The sequence below is a fragment of the Oceanobacillus polygoni genome, assembly GCF_008304605.1.
Classification (GTDB): domain Bacteria; phylum Bacillota; class Bacilli; order Bacillales; family Amphibacillaceae; genus Oceanobacillus; species Oceanobacillus polygoni.
The window spans coordinates 64,303-87,090 of sequence record NZ_PIJY01000007.1; the positions used below are offsets into that span (position 1 = coordinate 64,303).

The 22,788-nt window shown below is 38.7% G+C and carries 20 protein-coding genes, 1 tRNA gene and 1 pseudogene; 4 read left to right on the forward strand and 18 right to left on the reverse strand.

Annotated features, from left to right (window positions below; all coding sequences use genetic code 11):
- Nucleotides 1-175: 175 nt before the first annotated feature.
- The 7 genes from F1560_RS03180 to F1560_RS03210 all read right to left on the reverse strand — a co-directional run bounded on the left by F1560_RS03180 (nucleotide 176) and on the right by F1560_RS03210 (nucleotide 8,949).
- Complete coding sequence (locus tag F1560_RS03180) at nucleotides 176-1,108, reverse strand: fumarylacetoacetate hydrolase family protein (protein WP_149473189.1); 933 nt, start codon at nucleotides 1,106-1,108, stop codon at nucleotides 176-178.
- 148 nt (nucleotides 1,109-1,256) lie between these two features.
- Entirely contained in the window at nucleotides 1,257-3,131 is a 1,875-nt protein-coding gene (locus F1560_RS03185; protein ID WP_149473190.1) for a DUF2207 domain-containing protein, read from the reverse strand.
- 84 nt (nucleotides 3,132-3,215) lie between these two features.
- Complete coding sequence (gene nikC, locus F1560_RS03190) at nucleotides 3,216-4,148, reverse strand: nickel transporter permease (protein ID WP_420874445.1); 933 nt, start codon at nucleotides 4,146-4,148, stop codon at nucleotides 3,216-3,218.
- A gap of 15 nt (nucleotides 4,149-4,163) precedes the next feature.
- The gene (locus tag F1560_RS03195; RefSeq protein WP_149473191.1) at nucleotides 4,164-5,165 is read right to left on the reverse strand and encodes an ABC transporter permease; all 1,002 of its coding nucleotides are present in this window, start codon (nucleotides 5,163-5,165) and stop codon (nucleotides 4,164-4,166) included.
- 79 nt (nucleotides 5,166-5,244) lie between these two features.
- Nucleotides 5,245-6,933, reverse strand: a complete 1,689-nt coding sequence (locus F1560_RS03200) for an ABC transporter substrate-binding protein (RefSeq protein WP_149473192.1) — start codon at nucleotides 6,931-6,933, stop codon at nucleotides 5,245-5,247.
- Nucleotides 6,930-7,958 (reverse strand): ABC transporter ATP-binding protein, encoded by a 1,029-nt coding sequence (locus tag F1560_RS03205; protein WP_149473193.1) that lies wholly within the window; start codon nucleotides 7,956-7,958, stop codon nucleotides 6,930-6,932. Before F1560_RS03205 ends, F1560_RS03200 begins: the two co-directional genes overlap by 4 nt.
- On the reverse strand, nucleotides 7,927-8,949 hold the full coding sequence (locus F1560_RS03210) for an ABC transporter ATP-binding protein (RefSeq protein ID WP_149473194.1): 1,023 nt from the start codon (nucleotides 8,947-8,949) through the stop codon (nucleotides 7,927-7,929). Before F1560_RS03210 ends, F1560_RS03205 begins: the two co-directional genes overlap by 32 nt.
- 203 nt (nucleotides 8,950-9,152) lie before the next feature.
- On the opposite strand from F1560_RS03210, the gene F1560_RS03215 reads away from it, so the two are divergent.
- Both F1560_RS03215 and F1560_RS03220 read left to right on the forward strand, forming a co-directional pair.
- Nucleotides 9,153-9,551, forward strand: coding sequence for a reverse transcriptase-like protein (locus F1560_RS03215; RefSeq protein ID WP_149473195.1), 399 nt, complete (start codon nucleotides 9,153-9,155; stop codon nucleotides 9,549-9,551).
- 120 nt (nucleotides 9,552-9,671) lie between these two features.
- Complete coding sequence (locus F1560_RS03220) at nucleotides 9,672-10,220, forward strand: shikimate kinase (protein WP_149473196.1); 549 nt, start codon at nucleotides 9,672-9,674, stop codon at nucleotides 10,218-10,220.
- 314 nt (nucleotides 10,221-10,534) lie between these two features.
- On the opposite strand, the gene F1560_RS03225 is transcribed toward F1560_RS03220, so the two are convergent.
- The 7 genes and pseudogenes from F1560_RS03225 to F1560_RS03255 form a co-directional block, all read right to left on the reverse strand.
- Nucleotides 10,535-11,848, reverse strand: a complete 1,314-nt coding sequence (locus tag F1560_RS03225) for a GntP family permease (RefSeq protein WP_149473213.1) — start codon at nucleotides 11,846-11,848, stop codon at nucleotides 10,535-10,537.
- 258 nt (nucleotides 11,849-12,106) lie between these two features.
- Nucleotides 12,107-12,335: pseudogene (locus F1560_RS03230) on the reverse strand (GntP family permease); the annotation flags it as partial.
- Between the two features lie 45 nt (nucleotides 12,336-12,380).
- Nucleotides 12,381-13,559, reverse strand: a complete 1,179-nt coding sequence (locus F1560_RS03235; protein WP_149473197.1) for a thiolase family protein — start codon at nucleotides 13,557-13,559, stop codon at nucleotides 12,381-12,383.
- Between the two features lie 24 nt (nucleotides 13,560-13,583).
- The gene (locus F1560_RS03240) at nucleotides 13,584-14,360 is read right to left on the reverse strand and encodes a 3-hydroxybutyrate dehydrogenase (protein ID WP_149473198.1); all 777 of its coding nucleotides are present in this window, start codon (nucleotides 14,358-14,360) and stop codon (nucleotides 13,584-13,586) included.
- A 14-nt stretch (nucleotides 14,361-14,374) separates the two neighbouring features.
- Complete coding sequence (locus F1560_RS03245; RefSeq protein ID WP_149473199.1) at nucleotides 14,375-15,049, reverse strand: 3-oxoacid CoA-transferase subunit B; 675 nt, start codon at nucleotides 15,047-15,049, stop codon at nucleotides 14,375-14,377.
- A gap of 24 nt (nucleotides 15,050-15,073) precedes the next feature.
- Nucleotides 15,074-15,769 (reverse strand): CoA transferase subunit A, encoded by a 696-nt coding sequence (locus F1560_RS03250; protein WP_149473214.1) that lies wholly within the window; start codon nucleotides 15,767-15,769, stop codon nucleotides 15,074-15,076.
- Between the two features lie 192 nt (nucleotides 15,770-15,961).
- Nucleotides 15,962-17,356 carry a sigma-54 interaction domain-containing protein gene (locus F1560_RS03255; protein WP_149473200.1) on the reverse strand — a complete coding sequence of 465 codons (1,395 nt, stop codon included), beginning with the start codon at nucleotides 17,354-17,356 and terminating at the stop codon, nucleotides 15,962-15,964.
- Nucleotides 17,357-17,638: 282 nt separating this feature from the next.
- Here F1560_RS03255 and F1560_RS03260 point away from each other — a divergent pair, with 282 nt between their 5' ends.
- Nucleotides 17,639-17,896 carry a hypothetical protein gene (locus F1560_RS03260; protein WP_149473201.1) on the forward strand — a complete coding sequence of 86 codons (258 nt, stop codon included), beginning with the start codon at nucleotides 17,639-17,641 and terminating at the stop codon, nucleotides 17,894-17,896.
- 746 nt (nucleotides 17,897-18,642) lie between these two features.
- On the opposite strand, the gene F1560_RS03265 is transcribed toward F1560_RS03260, so the two are convergent.
- The 4 genes from F1560_RS03265 to F1560_RS03280 form a co-directional block, all read right to left on the reverse strand.
- A tRNA-Arg gene (locus tag F1560_RS03265) sits at nucleotides 18,643-18,718 on the reverse strand.
- A gap of 126 nt (nucleotides 18,719-18,844) precedes the next feature.
- Complete coding sequence (locus tag F1560_RS03270; protein ID WP_149473202.1) at nucleotides 18,845-19,732, reverse strand: glycine betaine ABC transporter substrate-binding protein; 888 nt, start codon at nucleotides 19,730-19,732, stop codon at nucleotides 18,845-18,847.
- 70 nt (nucleotides 19,733-19,802) lie between these two features.
- Entirely contained in the window at nucleotides 19,803-20,660 is an 858-nt protein-coding gene (locus tag F1560_RS03275; protein ID WP_149473203.1) for an ABC transporter permease, read from the reverse strand.
- On the reverse strand, nucleotides 20,650-21,849 hold the full coding sequence (locus F1560_RS03280; protein WP_149473204.1) for a quaternary amine ABC transporter ATP-binding protein: 1,200 nt from the start codon (nucleotides 21,847-21,849) through the stop codon (nucleotides 20,650-20,652). The genes F1560_RS03275 and F1560_RS03280 overlap by 11 nt, the downstream gene beginning before the upstream one ends.
- A gap of 435 nt (nucleotides 21,850-22,284) precedes the next feature.
- On the opposite strand from F1560_RS03280, the gene F1560_RS03285 reads away from it, so the two are divergent.
- Complete coding sequence (locus F1560_RS03285) at nucleotides 22,285-22,722, forward strand: GbsR/MarR family transcriptional regulator (protein WP_149473205.1); 438 nt, start codon at nucleotides 22,285-22,287, stop codon at nucleotides 22,720-22,722.
- Nucleotides 22,723-22,788 lie beyond the last annotated feature (66 nt).

A 22,788-nucleotide genomic window follows, 5' to 3' on the forward strand; every position in this document is an offset into this window, starting at 1 on the left:
AATCATATCGTTAAGATGAAAATTACCTATTTATACATATTATCTCTCATGGACAAGCATGCGCATACTTGACTTAAAACAAAGGAGAAAAGACCTTTCGTAAGTTCAGCGAACGAACTAAAGGTCTTTTCTAAATTTACGATAACTTTACTAACACATAGTCATTTTATAAAAATCAATCAGCCGCAACCACTTTATTTTCCATACGACCAATCTTTTCAATTTCAAGCGTTACGACATCACCATCTCTTAAAAATTGAGGTGGATCCATCGCAAAACCAACCCCATCAGGTGTTCCAGTCATAATAATATCTCCCGGTTTTAATGTAATCAAATTAGAAATAAATTCAATAAGAAATGGGATGGTAAAAATCAAGTTACTTGTATGAGAAGCCTGTCTCTCTTCTCCATTTACATAGGACTTAATGGTTAAATTCGATGGATCACCGATTTCATCTGCAGGAACTACCCACGGACCAATTGGAGTTGTACGATCTAACGACTTCCCTTGCAGCCATTGAGGTGTTCTTTTCTGAAGATCTCGAGCGCTGGTATCGTTTCCAATTGTATAGCCAGCAATATAATCTAGCGCATCCTCCTGACTTACTTTGGAAGCCTCTTTTCCGATAACAATAGTGAGCTCTACTTCATAATCAAGCTTTTCCGTTGCAGCTGACTTCTCAATCGTATCTTCCGGCCCAATTAAAGCATTCGTAAATTTAGCGAATAGGACAGGATTTTCCGGCAAATCGCCTTTCATTTCAGCAACATGTTCCGCATAGTTTCTACCTACACAAATAATCTTTGATGGATTCGGTACAGGAGGTCCAAGAATAACCGCTTCTCGTTGAAGGACTGTTTTACCATTTGTATGTGACAGTGCGTAATCCAAAGCTTCCTTCGCTTTATTTATAATGCCGTTGCCAATCGAATAAAATTGATTTGGATCTGCTGGAAAAACAGATTCCATTGCCACGTTTTCCTTTTCACCTTTAGAAATAAGTAAATTACGATATGCATCTTGTAAATCGATTACAGTATTCTCATCCAAGGAGCTAATTCTCCACCCAATATCTGAGCCTTTTCGTTTATAACTAATTAATTTCATTGTAGCACCTCTTTCAATTGCGTCATTATTTAGATAATATCATTTCTATTCGAAACACTCAAAAATTTGTTATAGGAAATGTTGAAAATTTATTCAACACAACTAAAAAACTAGAAAGAGATCTCCCTCTTTCTAGTTTCGATATCCTTTAAAAGGCACCTGCTCCTCCTCCACCAGTTGAAGATGATGGTGATGAAGTGCTCGTGCTTGTCGTACTATGCAGGACAACTGTATACAAGATGAGGTTGCTCGGGCTAAATGAAGTTGTTGCATAAACAGGATTATGCAGCAATGGGTAAATCGCATTCCATTCTACAGCCAGCTCCGCTTTACCACATTGTTTACCATACTTTTCGCCTGCACCTAAAACAATTGCATATTCTAATCTTCTTTCTAGTTTACTCGGCTCAGACCCAGTCGGATAACGATTTCGAATAAACAACCAATACCCTTTAAAAGTCGCATAGTTTATTTCTTTAATTTCCTTTTCCCAATAATAATTTGGGATGATTAGTAAGGATACAAAGGTAATGAAATAGAATACGCTAGCTAAAATCACAGCTGGTGTTAAACTAAATCCAATTAACGTCATCAGCAAAACGATAAAATAATAAGCAATATTTACCCACTTATTCCGATTAAATAACAACGTAACAACCGTTAATAATCCTACAATTACAGGCAACACCCATTGCGCTGTCTGACTAATTGTATCAATCGTAACGAAATAGTTATATAGAACAAACGAAATAATCAGCAGTGGTATTGATAGGAAGGAATACCCTTTCCATTTATGGCGCAATCCTTGGTAACCCTCTCTTCCAATTACCAAACCAGCCCACTTATAAAAATCCATCTCAAACTGTTCTGCCTTTTTCTTTTTGACTTCATCTGTTTCGCCTTTATTATCAAGCAAATCCTCTAGTAAAAAGTAATCTCCTAACTTATCACTTTTTGTAAAGAGCCAGGACCGCAAAAATGTATCAGCCATATCAACCGTTTCATTTTCGCTTACCCACGTAAAACGGAAAGTCCGATCGCCTTCCTTTATAAGAGAAGGTACCTCTTTTAAACTGACAATCCCGCGTTGCTTTAATGAAAATAATCCAGCAATAAAGCTGTCATATGACAAATGCGAACTGTTTCGCAAATATTTTACAAACAATGGATCTGTTTGTTCAAGGACTTGTATCAACGCATCTTCACTTTTATTTCCCCGATATCGGTTTGGATGAAGAAAAAACACAAGAATCGTTGTTAAAACAACAGCTCCGATTAATCCCCAAATGATTGGTACAGCTTTCCCCATATTCGCATCAAGATTTCCCAATCGCTCAGCAAAGTCTTTTTCTTCCGCTAAAATGTTTGCTAACATCGGGGAATCTTTTGTAAACTCCATACCAGTTAACTGATCAGCCGGAAAGAGAAATCGAAGCATGGACGTTTCACCAGCTTCTAATAATGAATTTGTATATACCAAACCGTTGTCGGAACGATTCAAATTTCCTGATGGATCTTCATGTAAAAAGAAATGCGTATCTTGCATCGTCTGATTTGGTGGATGAACGATAATTTGTACATTGTTTAAATCCGTTTCATTGGAATCATCAAAAAATGCATATTCCAACTCAGCAACATCCGTATACTTGTTTACAGACCCTTCTATCGTATAGGTATACAGCACTGTCTTTGTTTCATCCGCTGATCCTGTAAAAATCCGGTACGTATCATCCTCTTCTTCTACTTTCAATGGCTCTAAATCATTTGTCTCCTGAGCAGAAACGTCATCTTCTAGTAAGAATGCTAGAAAGTGCTGACTATCTGAATGAATGGACCGCGTGACCCCTTCAAAGGAACCGTTAAACGTGTACGTAAATTGTTCACGCACCTCAATTGTTCCATCTTCATTGATTTGGGCATCTATGTTTACTTCATCAATGGAAAAAGAACGTTCTCCATCCGAATATCCTGCTAAAAGGAAAATAGAGAGTACCAGCATTCCAGTGTAGATAAACTGCTTCATTCTTTATCCCCTCCTCGTTCTTATCTTACTAATACGAACGAGAACAAGCAAAAGTTTCAAAAAAATGATGCACGAATGCATGATTCAATTCTTCATCTTTGGATCTAGCGCATCTCGTAACCCATCGCCAATTAAGTTAAACCCGAGCACAACTAGCATAATGGAAATACCAGGAGCAAGCAGCGTCCATGGAGCAAGCTGGATAAAGTCACGCGCATCTGCCAACATCTGGCCCCATTCTGGTATCGGTGGTTGAACTCCAAGACCGAGAAATCCAAGTGCAGCAGCCTCCAGGATTGCTGTTCCGAAACCCAAGGTAGCTTGTACAATAATCGGCGCAATACTATTAGGCAAAATATGATGAAGTATAATTCTTCCGTTTTTCATCCCCTGTGCTTTAGCAGCCATAATATATTCTTCTTCCCGCAAGCTAATAACGCGTGAACGAACGAGTCTGCCAAATATGGGGATATTAATAATTGCAATCGCTATTAATGCATTTTGTAAGGAAGCCCCAAGAATGGCAACAATGGCAATTGCTAATAAGATACTTGGAAAAGCCAATAGAATATCAAATATTCTCGAAATAATCATATCGACCCAACGACCAAAATAGCCTGCAATAATTCCAAGTAGCGTTCCAAAAAATAGGGCTCCAGTTACTGCGAAAAAACCAACTTGAAGGGAAACCCTAGCACCATACGCAATTCGAGTAAAAATATCTCTCCCTAGATGATCCGTACCAAGCCAATGTTCCTCTGATGGCGGCTGTAATCGGTTGACTAGTTGTTGTTCTGCCACCGTATAGGAGGTTAGTAACGGTGCGATCAAACCAAGTAGAATAAAAAATACGATTATCACGAACCCGATGATTGCGAAACGATTTTTCCGTAATCGTCTAATGGTATCCTTCCATGGGGAAATTGCTGCTATTTCCTCTGGATCAAGATGCTGTCCTCCTTTAGCTGGGTTTGGGATTTGCTGCTCTGCATACTCCTTTTTTTCTTCCATGCTCATCATCTGCAGCCCCCTCTAGTATTTAATCCGTGGATCGATTTTTTTATATAAGATATCTACTGCTAAATTGATTAATACAAATATAAATGCCACAACAAGAATCCCGGACTGGATAACTGGATAATCACGGTAACTAATCGCCTCATATACATACCTTCCAATTCCTGGCCAGCTAAAAATGGTCTCCGTCAAAATTGCTCCCCCGAGTAATACACCAGTTTGTAAACCGATCACTGTTAATACAGGAATAATTGCATTTTTTAATGCATGCTTATAAATTACTAAAAACTGACCGGACCCTTTCGCACGAACTGTTCGAATATAATCGGACTTCATCACCTCTAGCATGCTTGAGCGTGTCATCCTTGCAATAATCGCCATTGGTATCGTACCAAGTGCGATGCTAGGTAAAATTAAATGCTTCAGTATCGTTAACGTTCGACTAAAATCCAAATGAATTAGGGAATCCAACACATAAAAATGTGTAATAGCCGCAATAGGATCTCTACTATTCTGCCTCCCATATGCAGGGAGCCAACCTAGTTCTTGGGCAAATATCCATTGTTCCATTAAAGCCAGCCAAAAAATTGGCATAGATACACCAATTAATGCAACCATCATTGCCAAAAAGTCAAACCAGGAGTTTTGTTTCCATGCACTAATGATTCCTGCATTGACACCAACAACAACAGCAAAAATCATCGCAAATATGGTCAACTCGAAGGTAGCTGCTATGTATGGCCAAATTTCCTTAGAGATTTCTGCTTTTGACCGCAGGGAAGTTCCTAAATCTCCTTGAACTAGATCCATTAAATAATGACCATATTGAACAAAATAAGGCTCATTTAACCCCATACTTTCCTCTAATTCTGTGATTGCATTTGCAGTAGCTGTTTCCCCTAAAATTACTTGTGCAGGATTCCCCGGAATTAGATGAACGATCGAAAAAGTAATCAATGTCATACCGATTAATACGGGTATCAGCATTAATAAACGGCGTAGAATATAGGAAAACATTTTTTCACCCCTATTCTAAACTTTAAATACGTAATGATATTAAAAATAGGCAGCAGCATTATACTGCTACCTATTTTCATTAATTACTTAATTCAACCTCTTTTAGTGACTCACTTGTTGATGGGTGTGGAACATAGTTCACAACATTCGTTGTTGTCGCCATGACCGGTGTGGAATGCACTAACGTTACCATCGGTGAATCTTCAGAAATCAATGCTTGGGCCTGCGCATATAAATCCGCACGCTCATCTTGATCAATAGCACGTTTTGCGCTGTCTAGCAGCTCATCTACTTCATCGTTTTGATAGAAGTTACGGTTGCTGCTCCCAACATTGGATCCGTGTAATAAACTACTCAAGAAGTAATCCGGATCCCCGTTTGTACCAGACCAACCAAGAATAAACAATTGATGTTCACCCTGTAATGTCTTCTCTAAATATGGCGCCCATTCTTCTCGAACAATATTTGCATTGATACCAACTTCAGCTAAATTATTTTGCACGATTTGTGATACTGTTTCTGGATCTGGCATATATGGTCTTGCTACCGGCATCGTCCAGAGTTCAATATCCAACCCATCTTCAAATCCTGCTTCTGCTAGTAACTCTCTTGCCTTATCTGGATCATATGCATATGCTTCAACCTCATCGTTATACCCTAGATATCCAGGTGGTAATGGATTTTTCGCAGTTGTTGCATAGCCTGCATATAAAGCATCTGCTATTGCCTGCTTGTCAATCGCATAATTGACTGCCTGACGCACTTCCACTTGATCAAAAGGCTCTTTTTGTGTATTGAAGCCAACGTATCCGAAGTTATTTTCCGAACGAGTTAATAGCTCCAATCCTTCATCAGTCTCTACACCAGCTGCATCATCCGGGTTTAAACCATCCATAATGTCAATCTCACCAGACTTTAATGCAATTAATCGTGCAGCATTATCAGGAATCACTTCGAAAATAACGCGATCCAGCTTTGGTAATCCATCAATCCGATAGTCTTCAAATTTATCTAGAACGATGGAATCATCCTTGCTCCAGCTAACAAATTTAAACGGCCCTGTCCCTACCGGATTTTCATTAATTGCTGCTCCATGCTCTTCCAAAGCAGCTGGAGAAGTAATCGCAAAATAACTCATCCCAAGATTTTGCAAGAAAAACCCTAATGGTTGATTTAAAATAAATTCAATCTCATGATCGTTTACAACATTTATCTCATCAATAACATGACCGTCATCACCAGCAAATCCGCCAAACATTGTTCCATACATGGAATAAACGTAGCCGTCATCTGTAAAAGCAAATTCATGCTCTGAATCGGCCCAACGCTCAAAGTTTATTTTTACAGCTTCTGCATTAAAGTCTGTACCATCATGGAAGGTGACTCCTTCTTCCAGGTAAAATGTGTAGGTTAAGCCATCTTCAGAAACTTCCCAATCATGCGCTAAACCAGGCGTAAGCTCAAACGAATCTTTATCAAACTCAATTAATCCCTCTAATACTTGCTGTGTCACACGAGAAGATTCGCCATCCGTCGTACTTCCTGGATCAAGGCTTTCCGAATCTCCACCACGAGCAAAAACTAACACTTGATCTCCTGCCGCTTCAGCATCAGCAACTGGATCACCATCATCACTTGCTTCTTCATTTCCCGCATCACCATCAGCATCTGATGTATCGGTATTTGCACCACCATCACCACTACATGCTGCAATCACCAAAAGAAATGCTAACAGTAGAAATAAAAGTACCCTGCCTTTCAACTTCATACATGTTCCCCCTCTTTGTTTAGTTGATAATGTGATATATTTTGCTGCTGTCCATCATAAAGATGACAAGCAACAAAATGATTATCCTCTACAGGCAAAAATGCTGGGCGTACAGTCTTACAAATATCCATCGCCATTGGGCATCTTGTATGGAATGCACATCCTGTTGGTGGATCAGCTGGACTTGGCACGTCCCCTTTAAGAATAACTCTCTCTTTTTCAATATCAGGATCTGGGTCAGGAACCGCAGATAGCAATGCTTGTGTATATGGATGCTTCGCTTCATCATACAATTTGTCTTTACTTGTCAGCTCTACCATTCTTCCCAAATACATCACACCGACCCGATCACTGATATGCTTGACAACACTTAAATCGTGGGCGATAAAAATATACGTGAGATTAAATTCATCACGTAAAGCTTCCATTAGGTTAAGGATCTGTGCTTGAACGGAAACATCCAACGCTGATACGGGCTCATCACAAATAATTAATTTCGGATTATTCGCAAGGGCCCTTGCTATTCCAATCCGTTGTCGTTGCCCCCCACTGAATTGATGTGGATATCGTGATGCATGATAAGCACTTAATCCTACAACTTCCAGGAGCTCCTTTACACGGCTTTTGCGTTCCTTAGCATGATTCATCCCATGGATTAATAAGGGTTCACCAATTATTTTTTCTACGGTATGCCTTGGATTTAGCGAAGCATACGGATCTTGAAATATAATCTGCATATCTCGACGTAACTTGCGCATCTCCTCAGCATTGATATGTGTAATATCCTGGTCTTCAAACTTTACCTCTCCTGCAGTTGGTTCGATTAAACGAAGAATCGCTTTACCAGTTGTTGACTTCCCACAGCCTGATTCTCCTACAATGCCTAATATCTCCCCTTCAAAAACGGTGAAGCTTACGTCGTCAACTGCTTTCACCTCTCCAACTGTTCGACCAAGCACACCTCCTTTGATCGGGAAATACTTCTTCAATCCATTAATCTCCAATAACGGCTTCTGTAGTCGCATCGTTTATCGCCTCCCCTTCCTGTTTGTCATAAAGGAAGCAACGACTCCGCCTACCTTCACCTGTAACGTACAGTTCAGGATTTCCCTCAAAACAGCGATTAAATGCTAACTCGCATCTAGGAGCAAAGCGGCAGCCCACACGCCCTAGTTTTGGTTTTGGTACTGTTCCGGGAATGGAGTAAAGCTTCTGCTCACGCTCATGAATTCTTGGTAAGGAACGGATTAGTCCTTGCGAATATGGATGCTTGGGATCTTTTAGGATCTCACGTTTTGAGCCTTCTTCAACAACTTGTCCAGCATACATCACAACGACACGGTCACAAATATCTGCTACCACACCCAAATCATGTGTGATCAACAGTATGGCAGTATCTTTTTCTTCATTTAACTTTCGCATTAAATCTAATATTTGCGCTTGGATAGTTACATCGAGGGCTGTCGTTGGCTCATCTGCAATAAGAAGCTCTGGATCACAAGACATCGCCATCGCAATCATGACGCGTTGTCTCATTCCACCTGAAAGCTGATGCGGATAATCATCAATAATTGATTCGGCTCTTGGAATGCCGACCAGCTTTAACATCGAAATGGATTTTTCCCTTGCTTCTTTTTTACTTATTTTTTGATGAAATCGAAAGGCTTCTCTCATTTGATTTCCAATTGTAAACAGTGGATTTAATGAAGTCATCGGTTCTTGAAATATCATGGATATTTCATTGCCACGCAATTTCTTCATTCGTTTTTCGGAGGCAAATGCAAGGTTTTCTCCTTTATAATTAATTTCCCCACCTACTATTTTCCCAGGCGGGTTGGGAACGAGCTGCATAATGGATAATGATGTAACACTTTTTCCACATCCTGATTCTCCTACAATACCGACTACTTCCCCTTTATGTACATGTAAACTTACTTGATCAACTGCTGGTATTTCCCCACTATCTGTAAAAAAGTGGGTGCTTAAGTTCTTTATCTCCAGTACAATACGGGACAATTGATCTCCCCCCTCAGCATATTGCTTTCACGTATTCTATTATGCTTCTATAATATACTGAAAATTATTTAATATTGCAAGAGATAAACAATATTTACTATTTATACTTTTTTAAACAAAACAAAAAAAGAAAAACAATTCACATAAATTAAGAGATGTTTTATACTTAATGAAATAAGTTCTTATACGGGAGTGTTACATCAGTGATAGAAGTATATACAGATGGAGCAGCAAGTGGAAATCCTGGGTTAAGTGGTGCTGGGATCTATATAAAAGTTGGAAGCAACACTTATGAATATACAATTCCACTTGGAAATTTATCCAATCATGAGGCTGAATTTCATGCGATTATAAAAGCGCTTGAGATCTGCCAAAAGTCATTCCCAAATGAGATTGTATCCTTTCGATCTGATTCGAAAGTTGTCGTTGATGTAATCGAAAAGGATTTTACCAAAAACAAAACCTTTCTTCCTCTGCTTGAAAGAATTAGAGAATTATCGAAAGGGTTTCCTCACTTTTTTATCAAGTGGATTCCCGAAAAAAAGAATGGTCATGCAGATCGATTAGCTAGAAAAGCGATTCGTATGAATGAACAAGATTAATAGAACGATCATGTTCTAGTTAACTTACATACATTTTAGAACCACTGGTTCGTTTCGTAAAAAGTCATACTTTGCTTAACATTAAAGTAGTCTTATATTTAGCATATTAGGGGGATACATATGAAGGACATGTCACTACGGGAACAGAGTATTGTGCTGATTGGTTTTATGGGAGTAGGAAAAACAACGATTGGCAAAGCTGTTGCAAAGAAATTATATCGTGATTTTATCGATATTGATGAAGAAATTGAAAAGAAATTTAATATGCCACCTTCTGAGATTTTTAAAGAATATGGAGAGAGCGTTTTTCGACAAACAGAAAAAGAATTAATTATTGATGCCTGTAAACAAAAGTTAAAAATCATCTCAGTCGGGGGCGGAGCTTTTTTACAAGATGAAGTTCGAGAGGCGTGTTTATCTGATTGTATTATCTTTTTCCTCGATTTATCTTGGGAGTCTTGGAAAGAACGCATTAGCCTACTGATTGATAGTCGACCCGTTCTACAAGGGAAAAACATCGATCAAATCAAGGAATTATTTGAAAACAGACAACCAATTTATAAAGAGCATCATTCAAGAGTAGTGACAGACGATTTACCGGTAGAGGAAGTTGCAGACTATATTACTGCGTCATTGAAAACTGCTTGGGATATTTATGAACCGAATTAATAGACTGAGGTTATTACGATACAGGGTTCCATTTTTTAGAGCCAAAATGATTAAATGATGCACAAATCGGTATACAAATGACGTATGCCGTTTTTTGTTTCTGGTTGATCTTTCGTTGAGTTGTATAAACTAAAATTTCTCATGCAAAAAGCACTGATCCCTTTTATTATTTGATAAATGGAATCAGTGCTTTTTCTTTTGCTTACTCAGTGATCAGTTTATACAAATATTGAATTTCCTGCATAATTGGTTCCTCGCCACAGTAACAGGTGAACAGAAAGAGTAGCACTCATTATCTAGTGGAATCAGAGCACTTACAGACCTAATGAAAATAGAGCAATGGCTAAAATCACACCTAATATTGGAACTACAACTGTTACTGCTGCAAAAGGTGCGTAGGCATCTTTATGCGTTTCTCCACAGATCGCTCGGATTGTTGTAACAACATAACCGCCATGTGGTAATGTATCTAATGCTCCTGATGAGATTGCTGCTACACGGTGAAGTGCTTCAGGGTCTACACCCATATCTATATAATGTGGTGACACGAGTGGCAGGGCTATTTGCTGACCACCCGATGATGATCCTGTTAATCCGGCAATAACACCAACTGCAATCGCTCCACCAATTAAAGGACTACCTGGCATATCCGTTACAGCAGACACAGCCGCATTAAAGGCTTCTGTTTCTCTGGCAACACCACCAAAACCTACAACGGCCGCAGTATTCGTAATCGCCAGCAAAGCACCCATCGTACCATTAGAGGCAGACTCCCATACATTTGGTAAATATTTACGGTTCAATGCCCACGTTGCAATGATCCCTCCTGTTAAGGCAATGATTAACGCAGACGTACCTAACGTATCGTGGAATATAAATGAAACACCTAATACGACTAATAGTGGTACCGCTGATAATAATGGATTTGGTAATTCTTTTTCCTCTACAACCGGGTCACCTTCTCTTGCATCAAAATGCTCCCCTTTAGCAACAGCTTTATTAATTAAGCGCTTTAATAACCAATATCCAAATATAATCATAAAGATTGCAACAATTAAACTTACTTCCCACGCTGCATAAGCGGTTGTTCCAAGAAATTCAATCGGAATCCAGTTTTGGATTTCTGGTGAACCTGCTGAAGTCATTGTGAACGTAACCGACCCAAATGCCAAAGTCGCAGGAATGAAACGTCTCGGTAGGTTCGCTTGTTTAAATAAACTTAATGCTAACGGAAATACTGAAAAACCAACAATAAATAAACTTACACCTCCATAAGTTAAAATCGCACATGCCGCCACTACAGCTGCAACGGCATATTTTACCCCTAATTTATCAACAACCCATTTTGATACACTATCAGCTGCTCTAGCATCGGCCATCACTTTACCAAATATGGAACCGAGCAAAAACATGATAAACCAGCTAGCAACGAAGCCAGAAAAACTGGTCATATAACTACCCAGCATATTAGCTTGACCTTCTTCAACTAATTGTGGAAACAATGGGACCCCACTAAAAACGGCTAACCATAATGTTGATAAAGGTGCCGCAATGAGTAGATTCATTCCTCTCATTGTTAGAACAATTAATAAGGCTAAACCGCCAATAAGTCCAATTGCACTTAAAATCATTTACTTCACTCCCCTATCTAAATGTAAAGCACTTACAAAACAATCCCCTATTATGAAGCTACATATCCTCCATTAATAACGTTTGCTTGCCCTGCCACACCTTTTGTCTGGTCGCTCAAAAAGAACATCTTTCATTCAATTATTCCTCATACGTAGATTCTAGGTGTATGCACATAATTTTGATCGAACGTGCCGCTTTCCACTAGTTGTTCTATTTCTGAAAATGTTACTTTACCCGCAGCTGCCATCATCAGGTGTTAATGCAATCGCGATAGACTTTGCCATCCCTGTACTTTCCATCAGCTTTTCAAAAACTGCCCCAAGCATGAATACAGGAAACCATTGCTTTGCAAAGTTGACAAATATATGTTTTCGTGTATGCATCCAACAAGTCTAGCCCACCTGTTAGCACAACAACACCTGCAGCGATGGGTACAATCCAAATGATTGACCATCCTAAATAAGCAATCGTTATTAAGACAATAAGTCAAAAATAATTCCAAATCTCATCATACTCTTCCTTCACTATTTATATAGCTTCGACAACCATTGCAATCCCTTGGCCCCCACCAATACAAAGTGAAGCAATTCCATATTTTTTATTTCTTCTTTTTAATTCTTTTACAAGTGTGTAAAGAACTCTCGTGCCGCTCGCCCCAATTGGATGCCCTAATGCAATCGCTCCCCCATTTACATTCACTTTTTCACGATCTAATTCCAATGCCTTTTCCACTGCTAAATATTGTGATGCAAAAGCTTCATTCACTTCGATTAGATCCATATCATCCAATGCTAAATCAGCTTTCTTTAACGCTTGCTGTATCGCCGGAACCGGACCGATTCCCATATATTCAGGTTCAACACCTGCAATCCCATACGACACAATTCGCGCTAATGGCTGTAAACGATGCTCGTTCACATAACGCTCCCCGGCAATTATTACTGCGCCAGCCCCATCATTTATCCCGCTCGAATTCCCGCCAGTTACTGTTCCATCCTGTTTAAACGAAGCTCGCAATCGACCAAGCTTTTCAATTGTCGTGTCTTCGCGAATATGTTCATCCGTATCTACGGTTACTGTTCCTTTTCTTGTTTTTACTTCAACTGGAACAATTTCCTCTTGAAACGTTCCAGCCATTCTTGCTGCCGCCGCTCGCTTTTGACTTAAATTTGCATATTCATCCTGTTCTTTCCGTGTTATGGCATACTTCTCTGCTAAATTTTCTGCTGTTATCCCCATTCCTGAACCAATATATTCATCTGTTAAGGCCGCCCAAAGCATGTCATCAACCTGGGGCGTTTTTAATTTCGTACCAAATCTACTTCCCCTTAGTGCATAAGGAGATAGACTCATATTTTCTACGCCACCAGCTAATGCCACATCTGCATCCCCAAGCAAAATAGATTGTGTTGCTGAAATAACAGACTCGAGCCCCGATCCACATAAACGATTTACGGTTAGTGCAGGGCTGGATAATGGAATACCCGTTTCGAGTGCAATATGCCTTGATAAATATGGTGCGTTTTTCGCGGAATGGATAACATTTCCGAACACGCTCAAATCAATATCCTCTGCATGAATGCCGCTGCGACGTATTGCTTCCTTACTAACGGTTACTCCTAATTCCGTTGGATCAACATCCTTCAAGCTTCCTCCGAATGTGCCAAATGGCGTTCGCGCCCCTTCAACTATATAAACATTCGTCATGTTCTCACTCCCCCATTTTTATGATTACTGTGCGGTGTACCCTCCATCTAGTACAACTGCTTGCCCTGTAACTCCTTTGGCTTTATCACTAGCAAGAAAGATTGCATAATCCGCAATTTCCTGAACAGCTAAAAGACGCTTTTGTGGTACCAATGGGTATAAAACCTCTTCCAATACTTTTTCAACTGGGATATTACGATTTTTTGCTAGGTCCTCAAATTGCCCTCGGACAAGCGGAGTATCCACATAGCCTGGGCACAATGCGTTTACGGTAATGCCACTTGCAGCTCCTTCTAATGCTGATACTTTTGTTAAACCAATAAGCCCGTGCTTTGCACTGTTATATGCTGCCTTACCTGCAAAACCAATTACCCCATTGATTGAAGCCATATTAATGATCCGTCCAAACCTTTGCTTTTTCATTAACGGAAAAATATGTTTTGTTGCCATAAATGGAGCAACAAGCATCACCTTTGTCATAAACTCAAACTTCTCAGTAGGGAAATCTTCAATGGACGCTACATGCTGTAAACCAGCATTATTAATGAGCACATCGAGTCTGCCGTATTTTTCAACTGTTTGATCCAACGCTTGCTTCAATTCTTCTTCATTGGTAACATCACATTTCAGTCCAATACAATCATAGCCATCCTTGTTTAAGCTTTCTGATACCTCCTGTACTTTTTCAGCGTTTATATCCGATAATGCAACTTTTGCACCATTCTTTGCAAACTCCACACCAATTTCATATCCAATTCCACTCGCTGCCCCAGTTATAAAAACCACTTTGTTTTCTACCATGAAAATATCCCCCTTTAATACGTATCTAACTGTAAATGCTCACTAATTCTAAGCTCTGCCTCTGTAGATGCTACGACTTCTTCAACTGTCCATCCTTCTGCAACTTCTAACAGTACAAGACCAGTTTCTTCAACATCGATAACCGCCCGATCTGTAATAATACGATTCACAACTTGTTCCCCGGTTAGAGGCAGGCTGCATTCTTTCAAAATTTTTGATTCACCATGTTTATTTACATGATCCATAATAATAACGATTTTCTTGGCCCCGTGCACGATATCCATCGCACCACCCATACCTTTAATCATCTTCCCTGGAATCATCCAATTTGCTAAATCACCAGTTTCTGATACTTCCATTCCACCAAGAATAGCTAGATCCAAATGTGCTCCACGAATCATTGCAAAAGATTCCGCATTACTGAAATACGATGCACCTTCTTGAGCAGTTACAGTTTCTTTACCTGCATTAATTAAATCAGGGTCAACTTCTTCTTTTAGTGGTGATTTTCCAATTCCGAGCAATCCATTTTCTGACTGAAGCACAACCTGCTTTCCGTCTTGAATATAATTAGCGACCATTGTTGGCATCCCAATTCCTAAATTAACATAGGAACCGCTTACAATTTCTTTCTCAGCTCTTTTTGCTATTCGTTCCCGTACTAATGCCTTATCTAATTGTTTTAACATCCATCATTACCTCCTACTATTCCGTTAAGCTTCTTGCCGTGTAGTTAAGCGCTCAATTCGTTTCTCTTGCGCTCCTTCAATTAGACCTTGTACATAGATTCCCGGAGTGTGAACATGATCTGGTTCAATTGCTCCTATGTCTTGTAATTGCTCCACCTCTGCAACGGTCACATTGCCAGCAGCGGCCATCATTGGATTAAAGTTACGTGCTGTTTTATTGTAAATCAGATTGCCATAACGATCCCCAACAGCTGCACGAACTAAACTGAAATCTGCTTTTAGTGCCGTTTGCAGCAAATACTCTTTATTATCAAAAGCACGAACTTCTCCACCGTCAGCAATTGGAGTTCCAACTCCAGCTGGTGTATAAAATGCTGGAATTCCTGCACCACCTGCACGAATTCTTTCTGCTAGCGTACCTTGTGGTGTTAATTCCAACTCCAATGTGCCCTCTAGAACCTGTTTTTCAAATTCCTTATTTTCACCAACATAGGAAGCTATCATCTTATCAATTTGCCTATTTTTTAATAATAGTCCTAGCCCCCAGTCATCAACACCACAATTATTCGATATTACAGTTAAATGCTTCACCTCAGAATCTACCAATGCTAGAATCAAGTTCTCTGGTATACCCACTAACCCAAAACCGCCAACCATAATTGTTGATCCGTCTTTAATTCCTGCTACTGCCTCTGCAAAAGATGTGTAAATGGTTTTCATCATACGTAGTCCCCTTTCCACATATATACCTGCAAACTTCATGCCAACTAATAAAAAACATAAAAATACAGACGTACCAGCAATCCATACAACCATCAAAAAACCTTGTTTCCAAACTCTCGGAAACAAGGTTAAATGAGTAAATCAATTTAATGTAAGCCCTCTCTACAGACTGAGGTCGCGACCTTTCCATCATTTCGGATTATATTCCACATTTCCGGAATAATCGGGTTTGTATTTTTTCAGCTTTTCATAAAAACTTGATTTACCGATACCTAACAACTCAGCCGCCTTCACTTTATCACCATTTGCTTTATCCAACGCTTGCTCAATTGCTTGTTTTTCTGCTCTAGCCAAAATCTCCTTTAATCCGGTGCCTTTTCCAGTTATCAACATATCGGATTTTAATTGATCTGGTAAATCATCTAGTTTGATTATATCTGTATTTGTCAGATATACAGCAGATTCAATAACATTTTCTAACTGCCTGACATTCCCTGGCCAATCATAGCCTTGGAAAAAGTCCATCACTTCTGCTTGAAATCCGTGTATTCTTTTACCAGTGCGCTTGGTAATTTTATCAAGTATAAATTTAGCCAGCACGCGGATATCCTCGGACCGTTCTCGCAATGGAGGAATTTCAATTGGAACAACATTGATTCGGTAAAATAAATCCTCTCGAAAGCGATTCGCTTCAATTAACTGTTCTAAATTTTGGTTTGTAGCTGCGATAATTCGCACGTCCACTTTTTGTGTCGTTTCTGAACCAAGTACCTCCACTTCCCCTTCCTGCAGAACACGAAGAATTTTTACTTGTGCATTCAATGACATATCCCCTATTTCATCCAAAAATAATGTCCCACCATCAGCCAATTGGAACTTACCTAGTTTTCCAGCTTTTTTTGCTCCTGTAAATGCACCACCAGCATAGCCAAATAACTCGGATTCGAGCAATTCCTCGGGAATTGCTGCACAGTTTATTTTTATAAATGGCTTTGTACTGCGTTCACTTAGATGATGGATACTATGCGCAAACAGTTCCTTGCCCGTGCCGCTCTCTCCCTTTATTAGAACAGAAACATCCCCTGTAGAGACCTTTTTAATTTTCTCTTTCATTTTATCCATTTTTACCGAACTGGCAACAATATCATGTAATGCATACGTAGCACCATTTTGCTTGCTTAATTTTTTCCGATAGTTTTCAATTTGTAGCAGCAAATCCTTAATATGCGCGTTCATTTTCATCCATTCTTTCGTATCCCGATAAAGGACTGTTCCAACTGCCCCAACAAGATGTCCACCAGAATAGAGCGGAATACGATTGGCAATCATATGATTTCCTTTAATATACTGCAGGTCAGCAATTTCTTCCTTCCCAGTTTGTGCAACAATATGCATTCTTGTGTTTTCAATTACGTCTGTTACATGCTTGCCAAGTACATCCTCTAATTGAACTTCGATAAATTTACAATAGTTTTCATTGAGATAAGTAACTAATCCTTGTTCATCAACAACAACAAAGCAGAAATTCGTCTTCTCAAAAACAGCTTCAATGATTTCCTCTCTGTATGCATTATGTAACAGCATCTTCTCTCTCCTATCCTATAACTCTTGCTAAACCTATTTTTGTGAAACGCTTTCACAAAAATAGTCTATCCCTTTCAGCTTAACAATTAAGACACAAATTTTGTTACTTTTATCATACCAAATTTCACGCTCGATGTATCCGCAGTGTGTAAAATCTTTAGATTGCATGGGGGTAAGCTTTTCTAGGCGTGCCACGTTAACGTTTACTTTTTTACCACATTAAATGTAAAGAAATAACATATAGTTTATTGTAATCGGTTGATTATAATTAGGAGGGGTTAGATGAAAAATGATTCTAATACCGATAACCAGGATACATCCATAGACTCTAGTCTTCAACTTGCATTAATTGCAGCAGCACTAACAACATTAGCCGATTTAATTGCAACTTTTTCAGCTTTAGAAGCTATTGATGAAGCACGTATTCAAAATGAAGCTGATAAACAAGCTCAAGAAGCATTAGATGCAAGATTCAAAACCATAGAGGATCAGCTTAAAAATCTGGAAGATGTGATACAAGACTTGAAATCAGGCAGTTAACTATACTTTATGACCTAAGGAAATAATCGTGTTTCTATTTCTAATCCATACTCCTAGTAATCAGAAGAGATACGAGAAAACGAAGGTACTTTGTAACAATATACATAAACAAGCCCTCACTAGGTAGTGACCCCTAATGTTAGATTTTCACTCTAACATTTGGGGTGCAGTACCCACTATTTCCTGTTAATAAAATTTCTTACAACAATGACAGAATTTTTTCTTACAACAGTGACAGAAGTTCTTCTTACATTTATGAAAATCTTTCTGTGGATGGAAATTATAGTGATTTCCTGGACAACCATAATGATAATGCTCTTCCTTCTTGTTGAAGCAGTGGTGCTGACACCAATCTTCATACTTCAGTCTACAAGGATCGTAATAATACATAGCTTATCCCTCCTTTCTCTCTCAATATATTCGAGTAAGAAAGAAAGAGATTAGACAAAGCTAATAGTAGATAACACATTTTTAGCTCAACAGCATGTTCTTATCGATAAATCTATTTAGTTAATAGCACAGGTTACGAAGATTCTCTTAAAATGTGGGCCTGGAGCGCTTTTGTTGGTTGATAAAAAGGAGTAGCAGATGCTGGACGATGTTATTTCCATCAATAAATAATAGTAAGAATTTTTTCTACTTCTGAAGGTTTGCAAACGGTTTGCAAAATGGTTTTTTAGATTTTTAGAAGAAAAAAGACAAGGGGAGAAAAGCTCTCTAACCCTTGCCATCATTGTTTATTATAGCGCGCCCAGAGGGATTCGAACCCCCGACAAACCTGGTACCGGAAACCAGTGCTCTATCCAACTGAGCTATGGGCGCATATGTTTTATAAATTTGACACATATTCTATTATAACGCTGTTTTACTACAGAAACAAGACCTTTTTTAAAAAATATAATAAAGAAACAGGTTATCGAAAATCGATAACCTGCTATAAGCTTAATCTTATTCTAATCCTTCTGTCCATTCAGCTACTCGATCTGGATTCGCTTCAACCCAATCAGCTGCTGCATCTGCTGGACTCGTACCTTCTTGGATAGCTACCATTACTTCTTCCATCTCATCTAATTCCCAGTAGAAATTATCAAGTACTTGGTATGCTTCTGGAAGATCTTCTTCTAACCCTTCACGGACCATTGTTTTAATCACTTCTGCTTCTCCAAATGTACCTTCAGGGTCTTCTAAATATTTCAAATCATACGTTTGGAATTTCCAATGTGGTGACCATCCAGTAACAATGATTTCTTCCTCATTGTTGTATGCTTCAGCTAAAGCAGTTGTCATTGCTCCACTTGAAGATGTTTGGACTTCCCAACCATCCAAGTTATCATATTCTTCTACTGCTCGTTCTGAAGCAGCTACAACTCCTGCTCCAGGCTCAATACCAGTAATTGTTTGATTTGCTTCATCTGTTAAATCTGCAATCGAATCAACATCCATATAAGTTGGTACTACTAAGCCAATTGCAGCACCTTCAAGGTTCTCACCAAGGTCAACCACTCGATCACCATATGTCTCAAATTGTGCAGAATGCGTTCCTGGCATCCATGCAGCAACCATCCCATCTGCTTCACCACTTGCGACAGCTTCCCACATTACTGCATTATCAAGTGGGGTTAAGCTAACGTCATAACCTAAATCCTCTAACACTTTACCAACAACATGCGTAGATGCTATTTCTGTATCCCATTCTACGTATGCTAACTCAATTGCATCACCATCTACAATAGCATCCTCTGAACCACTGCCTGATTCTGAATTACCGCAAGCAGCAAGTAATGCTAATAAAAGTACAGCAACTAGACTTAATAATTTCTTGTTAAGTTTTAACATCGCTATTGATCTCCCCTTTTTTAAAATTTATATATGGAAACTTTTCATAATGAAAAGATGCCAACATGTTTTAATCTTTTTTCTTATTCATATTTTGTGTAATACGATCAATAATAATCGCCAAAATTACAATACCGATACCAGCAACAAATCCTGGACCTACTTGTGCACGTTGTAGGGAGGAAAGAACCTCTCTTCCTAATCCTGGAGCACCAATCATCGATGCAATAACAACCATGGATAAAGCAAGCATGACGGTCTGGTTAATTCCAGCCATAATGGTCGCTTTTGCCATTGGCAGCTCCACTTTAAACAACTTTTGCGCTCCTGTACTTCCGAATGCATCCGCAGCTTCCACTAAATCTCTAGAAACCTGACGAATACCTAGGTTTGTAAATCTCACTGTAGGAGGAGTTGCAAATATTAAGGATGCAAACACTCCTGGTACCATACCAATACCGAAAAATGCAACAGCCGGAATTAAATAAACAAATGCTGGCATTGTCTGCATAAAATCGAGTACTGGTGTAAGAATTGCATTCGCAGCTTTACTCTTCGACATAAGTATACCGATTGGCACACCGATAATAACGGATAAAATACTCGCCAGTAACACGAGTGTTACAGTGTTCATCAGGTTATCCCAATGCCCTTGATTATAAATCAACCAAAGACCAACAATGGAGAAGACAGCTAAACCAAATTTCTTACCTGAAATAAAGAATGCTAGAATAGCAACTGCGATAATAAAGATTACCGGTGGAATATTCATTAATACGTCTTCTGACATGAACTCCATGAAATTTCCAAAATGTTCCTTAATTGGATTAAACAAAAATGAAAATTTATCTGTTATAAAATCGGTAACGCCTTTTGCTGCATCTGATAACGGTATTTCTGGTATAAAATCTAATGCATTATTCAGCATTTAAGTTCACCTCGCTATCACTTGCTAGTGCGGCAATTACAGCTCCACGCACAATGATTCCCTCCAACTTCTCATCTTTCATAACAGCTACTGGTGTTGTAGAGTCATAAATGATATTGAAGATGTCCTGCATCGCTGTATCACGATTTACTTTAGGGATATCCGTTCGAACAATCTCTGTTAAGTCTTTAATTTCATTCTTACGGGCTTCTGAAGCATCTTCAGCTGTAACATACCCCTTTAAATTGCGTTTGCTATCGATGACTAAAATGCTCGATATTCCTTCTTCTCGCATCCGCTCTAGTGCAACTCTTGGTCCATGCTTTTCAATATTTACTGTTTCAGGACGCTTCATAATATGCTGTGCTGTTAAGATTTTAGAAATATCTACGTCTTCAACGAATTTTTCAACATAATCGTTAGCTGGATTAACCAGTATTTCTTCTGGTGTACCTATCTGAACGATGACACCATCTTTCATTAAAGCAATTCGATCCCCAAGGCGAAGCGCCTCATCTAAATCATGGGTAATAAATATAATTGTCTTTTTCATCGTAGACTGTAAATCTATCAATTCATCCTGCATTTCTTTACGAATGAGTGGATCCAATGCAGAGAATGCTTCATCCATTAACAGCACCTTCGGATCGTTCGCAAGTGCTCGAGCAAGACCAACCCGCTGCTGCATTCCTCCAGATAACTGGCTAGGCTTTTGGTGGATATAGTCACCCAATCCAACCAATTCCAAAGCTTTCTTTGCTCTTTCTTCTCTTTCTTCTTTTGGTGCATTTTGAATTTCAAGTCCATATTCAGCATTTTTCAATATGGTTCGATGCGGAAATAGAGCAAATTGCTGAAAAACCATACTTAGTTTTTCTCTGCGAATCTGACGTAGTGAATTCTTATCCATTTTCGATAAATCTTCACCATCGATGAAAATATTTCCTTCTGTTGGTTCAATTAATCGATTTAGCAAGCGGACTAATGTCGATTTACCACTACCGGATAACCCCATAATGACAAATATTTCGCCGGCCTCAACAGAGAATGATGCCCGGTTTACCCCAACCGTACTTCCTGTCTCTTTTAATATCTCTTCTTTTGTTAAACCTTTATCTAGTAATTTTAATGCTTGTTTTTTATTTTTACCAAACACCTTCGATAAATTTTTCGCCTCAATTATTGGCATACCTCTCACCTCTTTTTTAGTCTTACTATGTGTATTTACGACGCATGTTAATAGTCTTGCTACTTTTCTACCAGACAATAGCCATTAGAAAATTGGCTTAGCGCCAAAGCTTCCACTTCGTAAAGTGTGCAATATTTTACTGATTTTCTAGAACAGTATCTGTAATCAGAAGAAAAGTTCCTAAATTAAAGCAAAGTCACTTATACCCGAACAGCAATTAGTCACTTTACAACTATAAACCTTTCCAATTTTAACTACAAACTTTAAATTCGGTTGTTTTTGTATATTTTATACGTACAATATAAATTGCATGAACTACACCTGGTTTATTCGTTTATTTTCGTTCATTTGCTTCCAATTACTACTTAAAAGGAAATTTTTAATACCTGCAAATTTCATGTATGCTTTTAAATAGGGATGTTATAGGAGGATGTTATGGGGAATCTGAACACGAACGATAAAACAATAGTTAAAATCATGATCGAATTCTCAAAGACAATTGAATTGTTCGGATTAACAACATTAGAAGCGCGATTATTTGCGTATCTATATTTATCTGAAGATGCTATGACATTGGATGAGATGAGTGAAGCATTAGGAAAAAGTAAAGCATCTATTAGTACGAATATCCGAAGTCTAGCCGAATTAAACCTTGTAACACGCGTTTGGAAAAAAGGAGTACGGAAAGATTTATACGAAGCTAATTCCCAATTATTTAAAACATTTATGACTTCTTACCTTAGGAAATGGGTCGATGTAGCTCGGCGTCAGAAAAGTTCCCTAGAGGAGATAAACAACCACTATATAAATCAAAACAATCATGGAATAACACAGACAGAGGAACAAGTATGCATAACTGTAACCGTCAAGTAGAAAGTTACAGTTTTCGATAATTAATTTGAAACACTTTCTTCTCCAAAAATAGATAATCTATGTTTC